We start from the raw sequence: 19,074 nt of genomic DNA on the forward strand, positions 1-19,074 counted from the left end.
CCCGGACAGGCATGGGGTAATGCGGTCCGGGTGGGTTGACGAGCGGGAAGACGCGCCTCAGAGCGCCGCGACGGCGAGGGCGATGGCGCCGATGAGCGGAGCGTCGTCGAGGAACCGCGCCGCCTCGACCGGAGGCGGGAACGGCACCGCCCGTTCCACCGCGCTCTGGATCGCGGGCAGGAAGGCGTTCGCCATGCCCCCGCCGACGACGACGCGCTCGGGGTCGAGGAAGGTGGCCAGGTTGGCGACGGTCATGCCGAGCGTGGCGGCGGCGTCGTCCAGGAGGCTCGCGATGGCGGGCTCGTCCCGGCCGGCGGCCAGGTCGACGGCGGTCACCGAGCGGCGCAGGAGCGTCGTGCCGCGCGCGGCCAGGCCGCTGCCGGACGTGTACTCCTCCAGCGGAGCGTGGCCGTGGGCGTACCCCGGCTCGCCCGGTTCCCGCAGCAGGTAGCCGATCTCGCCCGCCGCGCCGTGCATGCCGGGCACGACGCGGCCCTCGACGATGAGGGCCGCGCCGGTGCCGGTGCCGAGGTTGACGTACAGGCCGACGTCGGTGCCCTGGAGCGCGCCCCAGTCCAGTTCGGCGGTGGCGGCCGCGTTGACGTCGTTCTCGATCTCCAGTGCGGTCACGCCGAGCCCCTCGCGCAGGATCGCGGGCAGCGGCAGGTCGTCCCAGCCGATCACGTTGGGCGCCAGGTGCACCCGCCCGTCCCGTACGACGCCGAAGGTGGAGATCCCGGCCGCCCGGAGACGGCCGGGTGTCGCGTCGCCCAGCCGGTGCGCGGCGTCGAGCGTGCGCCGCAGCACCTCCTCCGCGCCGTCCGCGGCGCGGGTCTCGATGCGGGTGTACCGCAGCCGTTCACCGGTCGTCGTGGCGGTGGCAAGGGCGATCTTGGTGCCGCCGAAGTCGATGCCGAGGACGAAACCGGCCTGTTCATCATGCTTCATGGACCGCCTCCTCGGCGTTCGGCAGGAACGACTCCTTGATCTCCTTGGGGCCGAACGGCCAGGTCCGCTCGGCGCGGGCCCAGATCAGGAAGGCCACGACACCGGCCGCGAGCCATGCGATGGACAGCAGGATCGGCTTGGTGCCCGCCGACTTGTAGATGTAGAGCCAGCCGACCAGCGCGACGATGCTGGGCAGCGGGTAGAGCCACATCTTGTACGGCCGGGGCAGGGTCGGCTGCCGCCGGCGCAGCACGGTCAGGGCGACGACCTGGGCCACCGACTGGATGAGTACGAACACCGCGGTGAGCATGCTGATCACGTCGGTCAGCGTGAAGAGGCTGCCGACCGCCGTGATGATCCCCATCGCGAACAGTCCGGCGGTCGGGAAGTTCAGGCGCGGGTGCAGCCGTCCGAACCAGGACAGGAACACCTTGTCGCGCGCCGCGTTGTAGGGCACCCGCGAGCCGCCGAGCAGGCCGGCGAACACGGAGGCGAAGGCGGTGACGATGATCCCGACCGTGAAGATCTGCGCGGCGCCCTTGCCCCACGCCGTCTCCAGCACCAGCGAGGCCACGGAGCTGGAGTGCTGGGCCTGCTGCCACGGAACGACGCCGAGCACGCCCACCTGGAGCAGGAAGTACAGCCCCATGATCCCGAGGATGGAGATGACGATCGCGCGCGGGATCACCCGCCCCGGGTTCTTCACCTCGGCGCCGAGGTAGGCGGCCGTGTTGTAGCCGAGGTAGTCGTAGATGGCGAGGACCAGGCCCGCGCCCAGGCCGGTGAAGAACTTCGAGCCGCCGTTCTCGGGGAAGGTGAAGGCCAGGTGCGGGCTGAAGTGCGTGAAGGCGGCGAAGATCACGCCGAGCACGGAGACGAGCATGACCACGAAGAAGAACGAGGTCAGCTTGCCGATGTCGCCGATGCGCCGGTACAGCGCGATGACCACGAGCACGACGACGCCGAGGGCGACCAGGTGGCCCTTGGCGGACAGTCCGCCGCCGTGGACGAGCGAGGGCCACAGGTATCCCGCGTACTGCACGAGACCGATGACGCCCGTGGACATGATCAGCGGAATGAACAGCACCGCCGACCAGACGAACAGGAAGGGCATGAGCCGCCCGGTGCGGTACTGGAAGGCCTCGCGGAGGTAGAGGTAGGTGCCGCCCGCGCCCGGCATGGCCGCGCCGAGCTCGGCCCAGACCAGCCCGTCGACGATCGCGATGAGCGCGCCCACGACCCAGCCGAACATCGCCTGGGGCCCCTGCATCGTGCTGATCATGAGGGGGATGGTGACGAACGGTCCCACGCCGCACATCTGTGTCATGTTGACGGTCGTCGCCTGGAACAGCCCGAGGCGCCGCTCGAACGACGGCGCGGTGGGACTCGCCATGGATGCTCTCCGTTCACCGGGGGTCGCCATACCCAGGGAAGATGTCTCCCCTCAAGGTAAGGGAGACTTCCTAACAAAGAAACCGCATCGGGGCCGCCCAAGGCGGACCGTTACGTGATATGCCAGCTTGTGCAGATCGGCGTCGGAGGGGACACGTGTCGACGGGGACTGGTGGGACGGGGAACGTCAATCCCACCGCGAACACCACGAGTGTGTTGCGGATCATGAACGAGCGGGCCGTGTACGACCGGATCCGCGTGCTCGGCCCGGTGTCGCGGCCCCAGCTCGCCGCCGCGACCGGCCTGTCCAAGCCGACGATCTCCCTGGCCCTGGCCGACCTGGAGCGCGCCGGGCTCGTGCTCTCCGTGGGCCATCGCACCGGAAACGCCGGACGCGCCGCGGCGCTCTACGAGATCCGTCCCGAGGCCGGCTGGGTGATCGGACTCGACGTCGGCCGCGAGTGGATCCGCGCCGCGCTCGTCGACCTGAGCGGAGAGATCGCCGTACGCGAGGACCTCCCGGCGCGTGCCGGCGGCGCCACCGCGCTGATCGACCGGCTCGGCCGCATCGTCGACGACCTCGCCGCGGCGGCCGGCGGTGAGATCACCAACATCGTGCTCGGCACACCCGGCGTGCACGACGCCGACCACCGCCGTCTCCTGCTCGCGCCGAACCTGCCCGGCTGGGACCGCCCCGGCGTCATCGGGCGGCTGGCGGAGCGGCTGCCGGCGCCGATCGCGATCGAGAACGACATCGCGCTGGCCGCCCTGGGGGAGCAGGGGTACGGCCTCGGCGCCGGGCTGCGGCACTTCGTCTACGTGTCGATCGGCACCGGCATCGGCATGGGGATCATCGTGGACGGCGAGCTGTACCGGGGCGCCCGCGGCGCGGCCGGGGAGATCGCGTTCCTGCCGATGGGCGAGGCCGACCCGCTCGCGCACGCCCCCGGCACCCGCCGGCACGGCATGCTCGAGTCGGTCGCCTCCGGCCCCGGCGTCGTCGCGACGGCCCAGCGGCTCGGCATGTCCGGGCGGATCACCGCCAAGCGGGTCTTCGACGAGGCGCGCGACGGCGACGAGGTCGCCGTGAACGCGGTCGTGCACGAGGCCGACCACGTCGCCCACGCCCTGGCCGGGGTCGTGGCACTGCTCGATCCGGAGCTGATCGTGCTGGGCGGCGGCATCGGCGGCCACGGCGCGGACGTTCTGCTCGGCGCGGTCCGCGAGCGGCTGGAGGCGATGACGCCGCTGGGCCCGCCCCGGATCGAGGTGTCGCCCCTGGGCGATGACGCCGTCGTGCTGGGCGCCCTGGCGACCGGCCTGGCCACGGCCCGCGCCCTCGTCTTCGACCGGGCCATCGCCGGCGACCGGTCCGCTTAGGGCCCTTGTACCGGTTCATGGTGTGAGACGAGTGTTCAGGCACTGAGACGCTCCGCTAAGGTACCTCCATGGCTTCTCGCAGCATCAGGCTCGCCGTGGTCCCAGGTGACGGCATCGGCCCCGAGGTCGTGGCCGAGGGCCTCAAGGTCCTCGACGCGCTCGGCCTCACGATCGAGCAGACGGTGTACGAACTCGGCGCCGCCTACTGGCACAAGACCGGTGAGGTGCTGCCTGACGCGACGCTCGAGGAGATTCGCGGCCACGACGCGATCCTGCTGGGCGCGGTCGGCGACCCGAGCGTGCCGAGCGGCGTCCTGGAGCGCGGCCTGCTGCTCAAGCTGCGATTCGAGCTCGACCACTACATCAACCTGCGTCCCGTGCGGCTCTACCCGGGCGTCGGCACGCCGCTGGCCGGCGTCCGGCCCGAGGACATCGACATGATGGTCGTGCGCGAGGGCACCGAGGGCCTGTACGCGGGCGCCGGCGGCGTCCTCCGCAAGGGCACCCCGCAGGAGATCGCGACCCAGGAGAGCATCAACACCGCCTTCGGCGTCGAGCGGACCGTCCGGTACGCGTTCGAGCTCGCGGCCCGCCGCCCGCGCAAGAAGCTCACCCTCGTCCACAAGAACAACGTCCTGGTCTATGCGGGCGACCTGTGGTCGCGTACGGTCGATGCCGTGGCCAAGGAGTTCACCGACATCGACGTCGACTACTGCCACGTCGACGCCGCGACCATGTACTTCGTGAGCCAGCCGGCACGTTTCGACGTCATCGTCACCGACAACCTCTTCGGCGACATCATCACCGACCTGGGCGCGGCGGTGGCCGGCGGCATCGGCCTGGCCGCCAGCGGCAACCTCAACCCCTCCGGCGCCGCGCCGAGCATGTTCGAGCCGGTGCACGGGAGCGCGCCCGACATCGCCGGGCAGGGCAAGGCCGACCCGACCGCCACGATCCTGTCCGTCGCGCTGCTGCTCGACCACCTCGGCCTGGCCGACGAGGCCCGCCGGGTGGAGCAGGCCGTCGCCGACGACATCATCGAGCGGCAGGGTGCCTGGGCCGCGCGTTCGACCCGCGAGGCCGGCGACGACATCGCCGAGCGAGTAGCCGGCTAGGGCGCGCCTTCCTTTCGGACATCTCCGGGCGCGCCCCACGGCGCGCCCTTTTAGCGCTGCCGTGACGAAGGAGATAGTAGGACGTCAAAATAAGAAAAGATGGGCAAGGGCGGCACGGGGCCGCGCCGCGAGAGGACCTCCTGATGAGCAACACCTTCGACATCCGGCTCTCCCAGAACCGTACGCCGGCCGAGGAACGGCAACGGATCCTCGACAACCCCGGCTTCGGCCAGTACTTCACGGACCACATGATCACCATCCAGTGGACCGAAGAAGAGGGCTGGCACGACGCGCGTCTGCAGCCGTACGGGCCGTTGACGCTGGACCCGGCGACGGCCGTCTTCCACTACGGCCAAGAGCTGTTCGAGGGCCTCAAGGCGTATCGCCAGGCCGACGGCTCGATCGTGACGTTCCGGCCGTACGCCAACGCCGCGCGCTTCAACACCTCCTGCGAGCGGATGGCGATGCCGCCGCTGCCCGAGGAGCTGTTCGTCCGCTCGCTGGAGCTCCTCGTCGACACCGACCGCGACTGGGTCCCCACCAATGTGGACTCCAGCCTCTACCTGCGCCCCTTCCTGATCGCCACGCAGCGCGGGCTCGGCGTGAACAGCCCCTCGTCCTCCTTCATGTTCGTCGTCATCGCCTCGCCCTCCGGCGCGTACTTCACCGGCGGCATCAAGCCGGTCTCGGTCTGGCTCTCGGAGGACTACACCCGCGCCGCTCCCGGCGGCACCGGCGCGGCCAAGTGCGGCGGCAACTACGCCGGGGCGTTCGTCGCCCAGTCCCAGGCGGTCCGCGAGGGCTGCGACCAGGTGGTCTGGCTCGACGCCACCGAGCACCGCTGGGTCGAGGAGATGGGGGGCATGAACCTCTTCTTCGTGTACGGCTCGGGAGCGGACGCCCGCATCATGACGCCGGCCCTCACCGGCACGCTGCTCCCCGGCATCACCCGTGACTCGTTGCTGCAACTCGCCCCCGACCTGGGCATCCCCGCCACAGAAGGACGCATCTCCACCGACGAATGGCGCGAGGGCAACGCCTCGGGCGAGCTGACCGAGGTCTTCGCGTGCGGCACCGCCGCGGTGATCACCCCGGTCGGGCGCGTGAAGGGCACCAACGGCGAGTGGCTGGTCGGCTCCGGCGAGCCGGGCCCGGTGACCATGCGCCTGCGCGACGAACTCGTCGGCATCCAGTACGGCGAGCGCACCGACTCGTACGGCTGGATCCACAAGACGGCCTGACCCGCGCCTGAGGTCAGCCGCCGAGAACGGCGGTGTCGAGGGTGAGGCTCCAGGGGGCGGGCAGTTCGAGTGGCTCGCCGAGCCTCACCTCGACCTCGTGGTCGTATCCCTTGTCGCCGGGCCGGCTGAGCAGCCGTACCCGTCCGGCGAACGTGTCGATCACCAGATAGAGCGGCACCTTGCCGCGGGCGCATCCGCGCGGCTTGACCTCATGGTCGTCGTGCGCGCTGCTCTTGGAGACGACCTCGGCGACGAGCAAGGTGTCCTTGCCGAACACGTGGTCTTCGCCCCAGAGCCCGGGGTCGGGCGGCACGACCAGGACGTCCGGGCGGTAGCGGCCCAGCTGCGGGCCGAGGAAGAGCGCGACGTCGTTCCATGCCTCCCAACCCCGCTCGGTCATCACCGGGATGAGCTGGAGCAGCAGGCGGAAGATGAGCTTGGCGTGTTGCGTGGTGGGCACTTCTCTCACCACGATCCGGTCATCGACGATCTCGACCTTGCGGTCCGGCCATTGATCGCTGAGCTGTTGGTAGCGCTCTTCGAGAGAAGGGCCCTCGCCCGTCTCGGCGTCCGTCGGGGTCTCCAGCACGATGGACATGCTGCCATCATCTCCTCCGCACCTCTATCTTTCGTGTCCGATCAATGACGGAAAGTAGCGGTGGGGATGGCGTTCTGTCCCGGAGATTCGAGTGTGGTTTCGATTCCTCGCTGGATCCGCATGCGGCCGTCGGCGTCGCCTGCCGCGCCCGGCCTGCCTGGATCTGCTCTCGTCTCAGAGTGTGGAACGCGAGGTGTCACTTGCCGTACACATGTGGCAGACTCGATCGCATCATGCGCTGCGGCCTTCTCATTATCGGCGGGCGCGTCGGCTGATAGCACCACATCGCCGGCGCGCAGACCTCTCACGTCCGTGAGGGGTCATTTTGCTTTTCGGAGCAGTGCGCCTCTCGTATCCCAAAGGACTCATACCCCATGCATGACGACGGCTTCCACGTCTACGACACGACGCTTCGTGACGGGGCCCAGCAGGAGGGCCTCAACCTCTCTGTGGCCGACAAGATCGCCATCGCTCGTCACCTCGACGATCTGGGGGTCGGTTTCATCGAGGGCGGCTGGCCGGGCGCGAACCCCAAGGACACCGAGTTCTTCCGGCACGCCCGGACCGAACTCGATCTCAAGCACGCGCAGCTCGCCGCGTTCGGCGCGACCCGCCGGGCCGGCGCGAAGGCCGCGGACGACCCACTCGTGGCCGCGCTGCGCGAGTCCGGCGCGCCGGTCGTGACCCTTGTCGCCAAGAGTCACGACCGGCACGTCGAACTGGCCCTCCGTACGACTCTGGAGGAGAACCTCGCGATGATCCGCGACACGGTCTCCCACCTGCGTACGGAGGGCCAGAGGGTCTTCCTCGACGCCGAGCACTTCTTCGACGGCTACCGGTCGAACCCGGCGTACGCCCTGGAGGTCGTACGGACCGCGGCCGAGGCCGGCGCGGACGTCGTCGCGCTGTGCGACACCAACGGAGGGATGCTCCCGGACGAGCTGGCCGACGTGGTCGCCGCCGTCGCCGAGGCCGGCGCGCGCCTCGGCGTCCACTGCCACGACGACAGCGGCTGCGCGGTGGCCAACACGCTGGCGGCCGTGAGCGCGGGAGTGACGCATGTGCAGGGATGCGCCAACGGGTACGGCGAGCGCAGCGGGAACGCCAACCTGTTCACCGTGGTCGGCAACCTCCAGCTCAAGCGGGGGTACGACCTCGGCGTCCGGCTCGGCGAGATGACGCGTGTGGCCCACGCGGTGTCGGAGGTGACGAACGTCGCGCCCTCGTCGCAGCAGCCGTACGTCGGGACCTCGGCGTTCGCGCACAAGGCCGGCCTGCACGCCTCGGCGGTCAAGGTCGACCCGATGCTCTACCAGCACATCGACCCCGAACTCGTCGGCAACGACATGCGGATGCTGATCTCCAGCATGGCCGGCCGGGCGTCGGTGGAGCTCAAGGGCCGCGAGCTCGGGTACGAGCTGTCCGGCGAGAAGGCCAAGCAGGTCGTCGGCCGGGTCAAGGAGCTGGAGGCCTCCGGATACACCTTCGAGGCCGCGGACGCCTCGTTCGAACTCCTGCTGCGCGAGGAGGTCGAGGGCGCGCGGACCCGGTTCTTCACCGTCGAGTCGTGGCGGACCATCGTCGAGCGCCGCACCGACGGGACGCTCATGAGCGAGGCCACGGTCAAGCTCAACGCCAAGGGCGAGCGGATCGTCGCCACCGGCGAGGGCAACGGCCCGGTCAACGCCCTCGACCGCGCGTTGCGGCTGGCGCTCGAACGCATCTACCCCGAGCTCTCCGCGCTCGAACTCGTCGACTACAAGGTCCGCATCCTCGAAGGGACCCACGGCACGGAGGCGCGCACCCGGGTGCTGATCGAGTCGAGCGACTCGACCGGGGAGTGGGGCACGGTCGGCGTACAGGACGACGTCATCGCCGCGTCCTGGGACGCCCTGGAGGAGTCGGTGACGTACTGCCTCCTGCGCGCCGGCCACACACCGGCCTAAGCGCTGTCCGCGCCCGGCGCGGGCGGAGCCCCGGCGATCTCGACGGCCGGCGGTTCAGAGCTCCGTGATCGAAGTCCGGAGATCACGTCCGCGCCGGTGGGCGCGTGATCCTCGCCACTGCGATATCAGGCCGGTCAGGCGGCACCGAGCCGCCGAGTCCCTCCCGCTCCTCGCGTCGGCCCTTGGCGCGGTGTCCACGTGCCTCTGCCGACCGCCTGAAGCACGCGGGCGCCGTAGGGCACCTGGGCATGTCCGGTGTCGGCTTCGGCGCCGCCCGCCACCTTCACCGCGACCGCAGTGGGCTGCTCCGGCACCCCGGCGTTATCCCTGTTCAGCGTCGATGACGCGGATCGGCTCACGGTCAGCTCGGCTCGGCGGACGCGGGTCCGGCCTGAGCGGTGATCAGGCCTTGGGCGTGGCGCGTTCGACGACCTCGAAGGACCACAGCTCGGAGCCGGTCGCCGCGGGGCCGCCGTGGCCATGGCCGTGCCCGTGGCCTTCGGCGGCGTCGTGTTCGGCGTCGGCCCGTGCCTGCTCGTGGCCCTTCTGGAACGATTGGCTCTCCGTCCAGCGCTGGAAGTCCTCCTCGCTGCGCCAGCGCGTGTAGACGAGGTAGCGGTCGTTGCCACCGGCGGGCCGGAGCAGCGCGAACTCCTCGAAGCCTTCGGCGTTCTCCACGAGACCGGCCCGCCCGGCGAACCGGCGCTCCAGCTCGTCGCGCATGGGCTCCGGGACGGTCAGGACGTTGATCTTCACGACGCTCATGAGGGCATTGTCGCGCGCGCCGTCTCCGCTGCGGATGAGGGGTGTCTTGTGCGGTGGTTATGAAGAGCGCAACGAAGAGAAAATGTCCAATTTGGGAGGCGTCGGGGGGTTCTGTGGTTGCAACACGTGCGTCTGCACGTGCAGGTCCGTTCGGATGCGAGTTTTCTTGGCGAAGGATGCTAAATAAGTGGCGGGGCGGAAATGTCTGACGGCAGACTCTTCCTCCTGCGGCGCTGGGGGCGCCGCGCGTACTTGGTTCTTGTTGATTCGGGGGATGTGTCGGCGTTGCAGACTTCTCAGCACTGGTTGCGGTACGACCGCGACATCGAGCTCCTATTGATCGCCGAGGCCAGCCGCCGGCTGACGACGCGCTCCGGCGACCAGGAGACGATGGAGTCCGTCATGGCCCTGCTGGAGCGCCAGCAGCACGTGGCCGCCTGCCGGGCCCTCGACGTTCCCGTCGAGGCCTGCGGAGCGTGAACCGTCGGGTCGCCGGGTGAAACCATCCGGGTCGCATCGCCGTCGAAGTCCGAGACATCGGTAGAGACTGGAAGACGGTGACACGGTGACGAACACTCCGGGCGACCCGGAAGCCCCCTGGGTCTCACCGGACGAAGAATCCCCCGGCGTACCCGAGAACAGGCGCGAAACCGACGTCCCGGCGAAGCCGGGCGGTCCGGCGCCGAGGGACATCGTCACGGTGACCGATCTGAGTACGGGAATGATCGCCGGCGGCCCCTCCGGGGCGGCGGTGACTCGTGAGGTTCCGCTGACGCCGGGCGGCGGACCGGGGAGCGCCGCGCCGACGCGTGAGACACCGGTCGGCGAAGCGGTACGGCCGGGCGGCGTACCACCAGCCGACGGATCGGCGCAGACCGAGGGCGAGGCGCGTACCCGAGAGGTACCCAGGCCGTCCGGCGCGGCCATGGCACCTGCCGACCTTCCGATGCTCACCCGCGAACTGCCCGCGCCCGGCCACGACCTGCCCAAGGCCGCGAGTGACCGGCCTGAGGCCGTGAACGACGTCCCCGAGGCGCCGGGCAGCCGGTCCGAGGCGGCGAACGACGTTCCCGAGGAGACGGGCAGCAGGTCCGGGCCCTGGGACGCGGTCGTGGCGCCGTTCACCGCTCCGGCGACGCGGCACGATCAGTCGGCGCCCCGATACCGCGGGCGGGCCGCGCGAACCGCCGAATCGCGCGGCGAGGCGCCTGCCGAACCCCTGCCGCCCGGCGGGCATCCGCCGTCCGGCACCGGTGGGTGGCCTACTCCCGGTCCAGCCGGGCAGGGCAACGGTCCCGCGTCGGGAGGCGCGCCGATCCGACCGGCCGCGGGTCCTCCCGGCGGCCGTACGTCCGGAATGCCCATGGACGGTACGCCGAGCGGTCCTCCCCCTGGCCCACCCGGTGGCCCCGTCGGAGGACGCGCTCCCGGCGAGGGACGGCGCCGGATGACCATGGCGATCGTCGCGGCCGGCGTCGCGGTCGTGGTCGCCGGGGGCATCGCGTTCGCGTTCGGGCGGCTCGGCGGCGCCTCTCGACCCCAGGCCGGGTGCGCGGGTGAAGCCTGTTCGCGGACGGGCAGCGCCGCGGCCGGGCCCCGGTTCCGCTACCGCACCGTCGAACGGGACACCGGGTACTTCGAGGGCACCGTCACGCTCGCCAACCGCGGCGCGACGCCTTGGCGTTCGTGGACGCTGACGTTCACCTATCCCGGCGCCGACGTGCACAACGCTTGGGAGGTCGTCCTGCGGCAGACGGGGCAGAACGTCGCGATCGCCAGCGCCCCGACCGCCGAGCCGATCGCCCCCGGCGACGACTTCGAGGTGCGGTTCGGCGGCGCGGGTCGTCCGGGTATGCCGACGAACTGCCGCTTCAACGGCGCGCCCTGCACCTTCGTACGGTGACCGAGGTCGTCCACAACCCGCCCACTGGTTGCGACGTCACCCTCCCGGGCTCGATAGCCTCAGTCTCGTGCGTATCGCGAGGTTCACCAAAGACGGCGACCTGTCCTTCGGGGTGGTCGAGGACGACGACACCATCGCCACCGTGGCCGCCCACCCCTTCGGCGAAATCCAGTTCACGGGGGAGCGCCAGCCGCTGGCCGACGTACGGCTGACGGCGCCGATCCTTCCGAACAAGGTGATCGCGGTCGGCCGTAACTACGCCGAGCACGCCAAGGAGATGGGCAACGAGGCGCCGGCGGAGCCGTTGATCTTCATGAAGCCGTCCACGTCGGTGATCGGGCAGCGGGAGGCGATCGTCTACCCGTCGCTGTCCGAGCGCGTCGACTACGAGGGCGAGCTCGCCGTGGTCATCGGGCGGCTGTGCCGTGACGTGCCGGCCAAGCGGGCGGCCGAGGTCATCCTCGGCTACACCTGCGCCAACGACGTGACAGCGCGCGACCTGCAGAAGAAGGACGGCCAGTGGACCCGGGCGAAGGGCTTCGACACGTTCTGCCCGCTCGGTCCGTGGATCGAGACCGAGCTCGACCCGTCCGACCTCGCCATCACCACGACCGTCAACGGTGAGACCCGTCAGGACTCCCGTACGGACAAGCTGCTGCACCGCATCCCCGAGCTGATCGAGTACATCACCCGGGTGATGACCCTGCTTCCCGGAGACGTCATCCTCACCGGCACGCCCGAGGGCGTCGGCCCGCTGGAGGTCGACGACGAGGTCTCCGTCACCATCGAGAACATCGGCACGCTCACCAACCGGGTGATCTCACGTGACTAACGACAAGCCCCGCGTGCGCTTCGCGCCGTCGCCGACCGGCATGTTCCACGTCGGCGGCGCGCGATCGGCGCTGCACAACTGGCTCTACGCCCGCCAGCACGGCGGCACTCTCGTGCTGCGCATCGAGGACACCGACGCCTCCCGCAACCGGCCCGAGTGGACCGAGGGCATCATCCGGGCGCTCGCGTGGCTCGGCATCGACGAAAACCAGTACGAGGGCCCGTTCTTCCAGTCGGCCAACGCCGAAGAGCACCGCAAGGCCGTGGAGCGCCTCCGCGTCGCCGGCCGGGCGTACTTCTGCGACTGCACCCGCGACGACGTGATCGCCCGCACCGGCGACTCCTACAAGGGCTACGACGGACACTGCCGCGACCGGGGCCTGGAGGCCGCGCCGGGCCGGGCGCTGCGCTTCCGCACCCCCGACGAGGGCACGACGGTCGTCATCGACCTGATCCGCGGCAAGCCGGCGTTCGAGAACGCCACGATCGAGGACTTCGTCATCGCCCGCGGCGACGGTTCGGTGCTGTTCATGCTGGCGAACGTCGTGGACGACATGACCCAGGGCATCACCCACGTGATCCGCGCGGAGGAGCACCTCTCCAACACGCCCAAGCAGCAGCTGCTGTGGGAGGCGCTGGGCGCGCAGCCGCCGATCTGGGCGCACGTGCCCGTGGTCGTCAACGAGAAGCGGCAGAAGCTCTCCAAGCGCCGCGACAAGGTCGCGTTGGAGGACTACCAGGCCGAGGGCTACCTCGCCGAGGCGATGCGCAACTACCTGATGCTGCTGGGCTGGGCCCCGTCGGGCGACCGCGAGATCGTGCCGTGGAGCGTGATCGAGGAGGAGTTCCGGCTCGAGGAGGTCAACCCGTCACCGGCGTTCTTCGACGTCAAGAAGCTCCGCGCGTTCAACGGCGAATACATCCGCGCCCTGCCGCTCGCGGACTTCATCGCCCGCTGCCGTCCGTGGCTGGTCGCCCCGCAGGCCCCGTGGACCGCGGAGCAGTACGACGAGGACGTCTTCGCCGCCCTGGCCCCGCTCGCCCAGACCCGCGTCGCGGTCATGTCCGAGATCACCGCCATCGTGGACTTCGCGTTCCTGGACGAGCCGGAGATCGACGAGGCCTCATGGAACAAGGCGATGAAGGAGCCCGCCGCCGCGATCCTCGCCGCCGCCATCGAGTCCTACACCGACGCCCCCTGGACGGCCGAAGAGCTCAAGTCCCGCACGGAGGCCATCGGCGTCGCACACGGCCTGAAACTCGGCAAGACCCAGGCCCCCATCCGCGTGGCGGTCACCGGCCGCACGGTCGGCCTGCCCTTGTTCGAGTCCCTGCAGGTCCTCGGCAGAGACCGCACCCTCGCCCGTCTCCGGAAGGCCGCCACCGCCCTGGCCTGACGTCCCTCCGAGAGAGACGCGCCGAGGATCCGCCGTGTCAGCGGATCCTCGGCTGCGGGTCGTCATACCTGTGGGCCGGATTGGTGGGTGACGGGGCGGACCTCCATGGCGAAGTGGCGGGCGTCGGGCCAGCGGGTGGCGATCTCGATGGCGCGTTCCCGGGTGTCGCAGTCGACGAGGAGGTAGCCGGCGAACTGTTCGGCCGTGGCGATGAACGGTCCGTTGGTGACGGCGGGGAGGCCGTCGCGGACCCTGACCGTCCGGGTCTGGGACGGGCAGGCCAGGGCCTCGCCGCGGATCAACTCTCCGACAGCTCCTTCATGACGGTGTCGACCTGATCGATCAGCTCGGCGCGGTCGGCTTCGGGCAGCTCTTCGACGTATCCAGGTCGGTTGTGGATCAGCAGCATGTACTTCATGACGATGCTCCTTCGAGTTCGACCTGGGTTTCGGGGAGTTCGACGGCGACCTGTGCGCTCTCCCGGCGGGTCGTCGCGGTGAGCACCGCGAGCGCGGCGAAGAGCGCGGCGGCGATCGCGCCGGTGAGGTTCAGGCCGGAGGTGAAGGCGTCCTTGGCGGTGTGGAGCAGTTCGGCCGCCTGGCCGGACGGCAGGTTCCGGGCGGCGGTGACGGCACCGGCGAGTGTTTCGCGCGCGGCGGGCACGCCGGCGTGCGCCATGTGGTGCCGGTAGACGCTCGCCGCGGTGACGCCGAGCAGCGCCAGGCCGAGCGATGAGCCGAAGTAGTTGCTGGTCTCCGACATCGAGGCCGCCGATCCGGCTCGTTCGGGCGGAACGGAACCGACCACCATGCCGGTGCCGAGGGCGAAGAGCGGGCCGGTGCCCAGAGCCAGGACCGTGATCCCCACGATCACCAGTGGAAGCCCGCCGGTGCTGGAGACCTGTGTCAGTAGCAGGCAACCCAGCACTGACACCGCCAGCCCGGCGGCGATGGCGGTGGTCGGCCGCATCCGCGAGGCGAGCGCGGGCGCGGTCATCGTACCCACCGCGACGCCCAGGCCCATCGGCGCGAACAGCAGGGCCGATCCGGCGGGCGAATGCCCCAGGACGCTCTGCAGGTACTGGGTGACCAGCAGGCCCGTCCCCGCCATCGCGACTCCCGCCAGCACGAGCGCGACCAGGACCGCGGTGAACGACCGGTTCCCGAACAGCCGCAGGTCCAGCAGCGGGGTGTCGAGTGTGAGCTGACGGCGGACGAAGACCACGCCGACCGCCGTTCCGACGACGATCGCGGCGAGCGGCACCGCCAGGTCGTGTGCTCCCTCCACGGCCAGCTGCTTGAGGCCGTACACCACCGCGAGCACCGCACCCAGGGACAACGCGACGCTGACCGGGTCCGTCCGGCCGGGCGCCGGATTGCGGTACTCGGGCAGCAGGACCGGACCGGCGAGCAGCAGGACCACCATCGCGGGCACGGCGATCAGGAACACCGACCCCCACCAGAAGTGCCGCAGCAGCACCCCGGCCAGGACCGGGCCGAGCGCACCGCCGGCGAACTGGCAGGTGGCCCAGACCGAGATGGCCTTCGCGCGCTGCCCGTCCCGGCGGAACATGTTGCTGATCAGGGCCAGGGTCGAGGGCATCAGCGTCGCCCCCGCCACGCCCAGCAGCCCCCTGGCAACGATCATCATCTCCGGGGTGGGGGCGTACGCGGCGGCGACCGACAGGACCGCGAACGCCGCACCGCCGAGCAGGAGGAGGCGACGGCGGCCGATCCGGTCGCCGAGCGTCCCCATCGTGATCACGAAGCCGGCCACCATGAAGCCGTAGGCGTCGCTGATCCACAGCTGCTCGGTGCCGTTCGCGCCCAGATCGGCGCTCAGCCGCGGGAGCGCGAGGAACAACGAGGTCATGTCCATTGCCACCAGCAGCGTCGGCAGCACCAGTACGGCAAGCCCGATCCACTCGCGACGCCCGGCCGAGGGGGCACGTGCCCCAGCCACATCCGACATCGACGTCTCCTTTCTGAAAGACCCTCCGGTGCGAGGCCCGCGCCGGTTCATTCAGCATCGGGGCGCCGTCAGGAGACGATCAACGACGGATTCGATAAGACGCTTATAAGCGGAGCTAATGAGTGCCTACGATCATCAGGTGGAACTCCGCGAAGCAGAGATCTTCCTGGTGCTCGCCGAGGAGCTGCACTTCGGCCGTACGGCCGAGCGGCTCTACCTCACCCAGCCGCGGGTCAGCCAGACCCTTCGCACGCTCGAAGAACGCATCGGTGGCCGGCTCGTCGAGCGGACCACCCGCCGCGTGCGCCTCACTCCCCTGGGCGAGCGGCTGCGCGATGAACTGATTCCCGCGCAAGAGCAATTCCGCCGGGCGATACGCATTACCACCGACCTGGCCAAGGGCGTCAGCGGTGTCCTGCGCATTTGCCTGCCCACCTATTCCATGGCCGGCCCCTCGTTCACCGGGATCGTTCGTACCTTCAAGAACCGCTACCCCGATTGCCAGGTGACGGTGACCGAGGATTTCCCAGGTGACCTCGCGCTGCTCCGCAAGGGGACCTACGACCTGATGTGCCACCGCGTACCGACGGACGAGCCCGGCCTGTCCGTCGGACCGATCATGAGCGTGGACGACCGGATCCTTCTGGTCCACACCGGCCACCCGCTCGCAGAACGTGGCCACGCGACGGTCGAGGACCTCGCCGACTACGCCGTCATCTCCCGCAGCGGAATCCCGCAGCCCACGTACGACGAGTCATACCCCGCCATCACCCCGTCCGGTCGCCCCATCCGCCGCGGCCCCGAGATCACCATGAGCAGCGACGTCCTGCAACTGGTCGCCCGCGGTGAGGTCGTACACCCCACCGTCGCGCCCTTCATGGACTACTACCGCCACCCCGACGTCACCCAGGTCCCCCTTCACGGGCAGCCACCGGTCAAGAGCGTCCTTGTATGGGCCACCGCCCGCGAGAACGCAGCCATCCGCGCCTTCACGGCCATGGCCACCGACCTCCTCGAACACCCCGCCGGCACCACCACGTCGGGCTGATCTCGCCCGTGCCGACGGTGGTGGGTCATCTGTGCGAGGGCACCTTCGGGACGATCCGCGATGCGTTTTCGGGCAGTGGGAGGATCCGGCCGGCGAGCAGCGCGCGGCCCAGCGTGGTGAGGCTGTGCAGCACCGCGCCGCCGTGGCGTCGTGAATCGATGAGCCCGGCCTCACGCAGAACGGCGGCGTGCTGGCTGACCGACGCCGCCGAGACTTGCACCGCCCGGCCGATCTCGGTCGTGCTGCGCGTGTACTGCGCTTCCTGGAGCACTCTCGCCCGCGTCGTACCCAGCAGCCGGATCAGCGTTGGTTCGATGACGTGGTCCGGGCAGGGTTCGGTGGTGTCCCATCGCCGGAGTTCTGGCGCGATCGGATAGATCATGGTGGGCGCCAGAAGGGGGTCGGCCAGGGCGACGGGTATGCGCCAGCAGAAGTACGACGGGATCAGCAGAAGGCCGCGCCCGTCGAGGTGGATGGATCGTTCGGCGGGATGCTGGACCTCCAGTACCGGAGACCGCCAGCGCATCATCGGGGCGAAGCTCTCCAACAGCGCGTGGACTCCTCCTGTCTGGAGGGCGCGGATGCGAACGGCGCGGTCGGTGGCCACGCTTGCTTCGATCAGTGGCCAGTGCGGTGCGACCGCGGCCTGGTGGTACGCGTGCAGCGCCCGGCCGACCGTGGTGCGGATCTCGCCATCGCCGTCGGCCAGGCCGCGGGCCCAGACCGAGCGGCCCTGCTGGGTCTGCAGCCGGGCGAGTTCGCGGCGGACACGCCTGCGTGGGGTGGCCAGGACCGCCTCGACGCCAGGCTCGACGCCGAGCAGCCCCTGGGGCGGGGTGAGGAAATCCGGGAAGTAGGCGGCGCGGGGCGCGAGCGGAAGCAGCAGGTGCTGAACGGTTCGGAGCAGTTCTCTCTGCCGCAGGTCGTCACGGGCCTGGTTGAGCCAGCCGGTGAACGCGACCCGGCCGCTGCGGGTCTGCAGGCGGTGCAGGCTCGACACGATCTCCCACATCGCATCCGCGGTGTCCGCGATGCGCGTGCGTGCAAGATCGTCTGTGCCGAAGTGAATGCGTAACATCGCTGCCCTAGGCGGGGTGACCACATCTCCTATTGAGGTACGCGACGAAGAAGGTGGATCACCACTTGTCGCCGGTGATCATTTTTCGCCACATCCACAGATGACGATATTGCTCCCGCCGGGGGAGTCCGAACATCGTGGAGAACCCTGACTTCTCTGCTGTGCGAACAACGCGGCATCGCGTGGTGCTGGGTCTTTAAGCCATGCCTGAAAGGGTCTGTGGAACGGCCTGACTCTGACGCATGTTTGTTGAACACGAGCTGACCCTCATGAATCGACCAACATGAACGGAGGAAAAGCATTGTCCGGAAAACGCGCCAAGCTCTGCATCGCAGCGACGACCCTGGCCGGTTCCGCACTGACGGCAGGGACCGCGAACGCCGCGGCGCCGGCCGGTCCGGTCGCCGCGCCCGCCTACTCGTGCACCTATGACTCGCTCACCCACGTCAACGGCGCGGACTGGCTACTCGTTCACACGTCGCCGTCCACATCGGCACCACGAGTCGGCGAGCTGCCCTACGGGGCCCAAGTCAAATTCTGCAGCAGCTCGTACACCAGTGGCAGTGGATACGTATTCGTGTACGGCTACGGCTACAACGGCTCGACGAAGGTCACCGGCTGGATGGTGACAGCCTATCTCGCCTTTCCTTGAGTCTGACCGAGTCGTGACATTTTTCAGGCCGGCACCGAAAACGGATGCCGGAACGGGGAAGAAGGAAAGCAGGGTTCACATGGGGAAAATGCGCCGTATCGGCTCGGCCATGGTCGCGACCGCCGCGGTGGCCGTCGCCACCACGGCGGTGAGCGGCGCGGCACACGCCGCGACCTCCGCTCCGCACGACACCGCCGGAGCGACCGTGGAAAGCCAGGTCGCCGGGCTGCTGAAGTACAACAAGGGGGCGAAGCGCATCGCCGCGGACAAGGTGGACCTGGGGCAGGGTGCCGTCGTCACGGTCCACCCCGACAGCGCCGTCTCACCGGCGGTGTCGGTCAGCCTGTGCAGCTTCCGGCACGGCGCCGCGGTCGGCTGGTTGTGCCTGTACCAGAACGACAACTGGGGCGGTGAGAACCTGGACCTCACCGTCTGCACGAACGTCAATCTCAGCACCAAGTACATGTCGAACGGTCGTCCGTGGAATGACCAGATCTCTTCCATCGACAACGACCAGACTTCCAACGTCACATCGGTCTTCTACAACTACGACGGCTCCGGTGACCCCAACTCATCGAGCAACTGGCAGGTCCTCCTCCGGCTCCCCGCCGGCCATTACCTGCGCGATCTCTCGAAGGACAAGTCACTGTCCAATCCCCCCGGAGGGTACGCCAACGACAAGATCGACATAGTCCACGTGTGCTGATCAGGCCTTCCGGTGGACCGGCCGGGCCGTACGCGGCCCGGCCGGTCGTCGCGTCTCGATCCGCCCGGCCACGGGCCCGGATGGGTGATCTGGACACGCCGCC

18 protein-coding genes are annotated in these 19,074 nt (G+C 69.7%); 11 read left to right on the forward strand and 7 right to left on the reverse strand.

Annotated elements, in window-relative coordinates; translation table 11 throughout:
- Positions 1–57: 57 nt before the first annotated feature.
- On the reverse strand, positions 58–948 hold the full coding sequence (locus ACQEV1_RS15395; protein WP_433394513.1) for an ROK family protein: 891 nt from the start codon (positions 946–948) through the stop codon (positions 58–60).
- The gene (locus ACQEV1_RS15400) at positions 938–2,341 is read right to left on the reverse strand and encodes an APC family permease (protein ID WP_285617907.1); all 1,404 of its coding nucleotides are present in this window, start codon (positions 2,339–2,341) and stop codon (positions 938–940) included. The genes ACQEV1_RS15395 and ACQEV1_RS15400 overlap by 11 nt, the downstream gene beginning before the upstream one ends.
- A gap of 224 nt (positions 2,342–2,565) precedes the next feature.
- On the opposite strand from ACQEV1_RS15400, the gene ACQEV1_RS15405 reads away from it, so the two are divergent.
- From ACQEV1_RS15405 to ACQEV1_RS15415, 3 genes are all read left to right on the forward strand, one after another.
- Entirely contained in the window at positions 2,566–3,720 is a 1,155-nt protein-coding gene (locus tag ACQEV1_RS15405; protein WP_433394514.1) for an ROK family protein, read from the forward strand.
- 68 nt (positions 3,721–3,788) lie between these two features.
- Entirely contained in the window at positions 3,789–4,835 is a 1,047-nt protein-coding gene (locus ACQEV1_RS15410; protein WP_285617905.1) for a 3-isopropylmalate dehydrogenase, read from the forward strand.
- Between the two features lie 143 nt (positions 4,836–4,978).
- Positions 4,979–6,076, forward strand: a complete 1,098-nt coding sequence (locus tag ACQEV1_RS15415; RefSeq protein WP_285617904.1) for a branched-chain amino acid aminotransferase — start codon at positions 4,979–4,981, stop codon at positions 6,074–6,076.
- A gap of 13 nt (positions 6,077–6,089) precedes the next feature.
- Here the strand turns inward: ACQEV1_RS15415 and ACQEV1_RS15420 are convergent, their stop codons facing one another.
- Positions 6,090–6,674 (reverse strand): Uma2 family endonuclease, encoded by a 585-nt coding sequence (locus ACQEV1_RS15420; protein ID WP_433394515.1) that lies wholly within the window; start codon positions 6,672–6,674, stop codon positions 6,090–6,092.
- 374 nt (positions 6,675–7,048) lie between these two features.
- Between ACQEV1_RS15420 and cimA the strand changes: the two genes are divergently transcribed.
- Entirely contained in the window at positions 7,049–8,620 is a 1,572-nt protein-coding gene (cimA, locus tag ACQEV1_RS15425) for a citramalate synthase (RefSeq protein WP_285569449.1), read from the forward strand.
- 402 nt (positions 8,621–9,022) lie between these two features.
- On the opposite strand, the gene ACQEV1_RS15430 is transcribed toward cimA, so the two are convergent.
- Positions 9,023–9,385, reverse strand: coding sequence for an antibiotic biosynthesis monooxygenase family protein (locus ACQEV1_RS15430; RefSeq protein ID WP_285569446.1), 363 nt, complete (start codon positions 9,383–9,385; stop codon positions 9,023–9,025).
- Positions 9,386–9,670: 285 nt separating this feature from the next.
- Here ACQEV1_RS15430 and ACQEV1_RS15435 point away from each other — a divergent pair, with 285 nt between their 5' ends.
- From ACQEV1_RS15435 to gltX, 4 genes are all read left to right on the forward strand, one after another.
- A complete protein-coding gene (locus ACQEV1_RS15435) occupies positions 9,671–9,865 on the forward strand; it encodes a hypothetical protein (protein WP_285617901.1) in 195 nt (64 codons plus the stop codon).
- An 85-nt stretch (positions 9,866–9,950) separates the two neighbouring features.
- The gene (locus ACQEV1_RS15440) at positions 9,951–11,288 is read left to right on the forward strand and encodes a cellulose binding domain-containing protein (protein WP_433394516.1); all 1,338 of its coding nucleotides are present in this window, start codon (positions 9,951–9,953) and stop codon (positions 11,286–11,288) included.
- 67 nt (positions 11,289–11,355) lie between these two features.
- Positions 11,356–12,120 (forward strand): fumarylacetoacetate hydrolase family protein, encoded by a 765-nt coding sequence (locus ACQEV1_RS15445; RefSeq protein WP_285617899.1) that lies wholly within the window; start codon positions 11,356–11,358, stop codon positions 12,118–12,120.
- The gene (gltX, locus tag ACQEV1_RS15450) at positions 12,113–13,516 is read left to right on the forward strand and encodes a glutamate--tRNA ligase (RefSeq protein ID WP_433394517.1); all 1,404 of its coding nucleotides are present in this window, start codon (positions 12,113–12,115) and stop codon (positions 13,514–13,516) included. Before ACQEV1_RS15445 ends, gltX begins: the two co-directional genes overlap by 8 nt.
- A 62-nt stretch (positions 13,517–13,578) precedes the next feature.
- On the opposite strand, the gene ACQEV1_RS15455 is transcribed toward gltX, so the two are convergent.
- Positions 13,579–13,818, reverse strand: a complete 240-nt coding sequence (locus tag ACQEV1_RS15455) for a YciI family protein (protein ID WP_433394518.1) — start codon at positions 13,816–13,818, stop codon at positions 13,579–13,581.
- A gap of 112 nt (positions 13,819–13,930) precedes the next feature.
- Positions 13,931–15,487 (reverse strand): MFS transporter, encoded by a 1,557-nt coding sequence (locus tag ACQEV1_RS15460; protein ID WP_433394519.1) that lies wholly within the window; start codon positions 15,485–15,487, stop codon positions 13,931–13,933.
- A gap of 139 nt (positions 15,488–15,626) precedes the next feature.
- On the opposite strand from ACQEV1_RS15460, the gene ACQEV1_RS15465 reads away from it, so the two are divergent.
- Entirely contained in the window at positions 15,627–16,535 is a 909-nt protein-coding gene (locus ACQEV1_RS15465; RefSeq protein ID WP_433394520.1) for a LysR family transcriptional regulator, read from the forward strand.
- 25 nt (positions 16,536–16,560) lie between these two features.
- Here the strand turns inward: ACQEV1_RS15465 and ACQEV1_RS15470 are convergent, their stop codons facing one another.
- Positions 16,561–17,547, reverse strand: coding sequence for an ArsR/SmtB family transcription factor (locus ACQEV1_RS15470; protein ID WP_433394521.1), 987 nt, complete (start codon positions 17,545–17,547; stop codon positions 16,561–16,563).
- Positions 17,548–17,896: 349 nt separating this feature from the next.
- Between ACQEV1_RS15470 and ACQEV1_RS15475 the strand changes: the two genes are divergently transcribed.
- Both ACQEV1_RS15475 and ACQEV1_RS15480 read left to right on the forward strand, forming a co-directional pair.
- A complete protein-coding gene (locus tag ACQEV1_RS15475; protein ID WP_433394522.1) occupies positions 17,897–18,265 on the forward strand; it encodes a hypothetical protein in 369 nt (122 codons plus the stop codon).
- 88 nt (positions 18,266–18,353) lie between these two features.
- Complete coding sequence (locus ACQEV1_RS15480) at positions 18,354–18,971, forward strand: hypothetical protein (RefSeq protein ID WP_433394523.1); 618 nt, start codon at positions 18,354–18,356, stop codon at positions 18,969–18,971.
- The last annotated feature ends 103 nt before the right edge of the window (positions 18,972–19,074 follow it).

Source organism: Actinoallomurus sp. CA-142502, assembly GCF_050936355.1.
Lineage (GTDB): Bacteria > Actinomycetota > Actinomycetes > Streptosporangiales > Streptosporangiaceae > Actinoallomurus > Actinoallomurus iriomotensis.

Coding starts and splice junctions, on each gene's coding strand:
- ACQEV1_RS15420 (WP_433394515.1), bottom strand. CDS start 6,674: ATGTCCATCGTGCTGGAGACCCCGACGGACGCCGAGACGGGCGAGGGC.
- ACQEV1_RS15460 (WP_433394519.1), bottom strand. CDS start 15,487: ATGTCGGATGTGGCTGGGGCACGTGCCCCCTCGGCCGGGCGTCGCGAG.
- ACQEV1_RS15400 (WP_285617907.1), bottom strand. CDS start 2,341: ATGGCGAGTCCCACCGCGCCGTCGTTCGAGCGGCGCCTCGGGCTGTTC.
- ACQEV1_RS15415 (WP_285617904.1), top strand. CDS start 4,979: ATGAGCAACACCTTCGACATCCGGCTCTCCCAGAACCGTACGCCGGCC.
- ACQEV1_RS15405 (WP_433394514.1), top strand. CDS start 2,566: ATGAACGAGCGGGCCGTGTACGACCGGATCCGCGTGCTCGGCCCGGTG.
- ACQEV1_RS15480 (WP_433394523.1), top strand. CDS start 18,354: ATGCGCCGTATCGGCTCGGCCATGGTCGCGACCGCCGCGGTGGCCGTC.
- ACQEV1_RS15395 (WP_433394513.1), bottom strand. CDS start 948: ATGAAGCATGATGAACAGGCCGGTTTCGTCCTCGGCATCGACTTCGGC.
- ACQEV1_RS15430 (WP_285569446.1), bottom strand. CDS start 9,385: ATGAGCGTCGTGAAGATCAACGTCCTGACCGTCCCGGAGCCCATGCGC.
- ACQEV1_RS15475 (WP_433394522.1), top strand. CDS start 17,897: ATGAACGGAGGAAAAGCATTGTCCGGAAAACGCGCCAAGCTCTGCATC.
- cimA (WP_285569449.1), top strand. CDS start 7,049: ATGCATGACGACGGCTTCCACGTCTACGACACGACGCTTCGTGACGGG.
- ACQEV1_RS15410 (WP_285617905.1), top strand. CDS start 3,789: ATGGCTTCTCGCAGCATCAGGCTCGCCGTGGTCCCAGGTGACGGCATC.
- ACQEV1_RS15470 (WP_433394521.1), bottom strand. CDS start 17,547: ATGTGGGAGATCGTGTCGAGCCTGCACCGCCTGCAGACCCGCAGCGGC.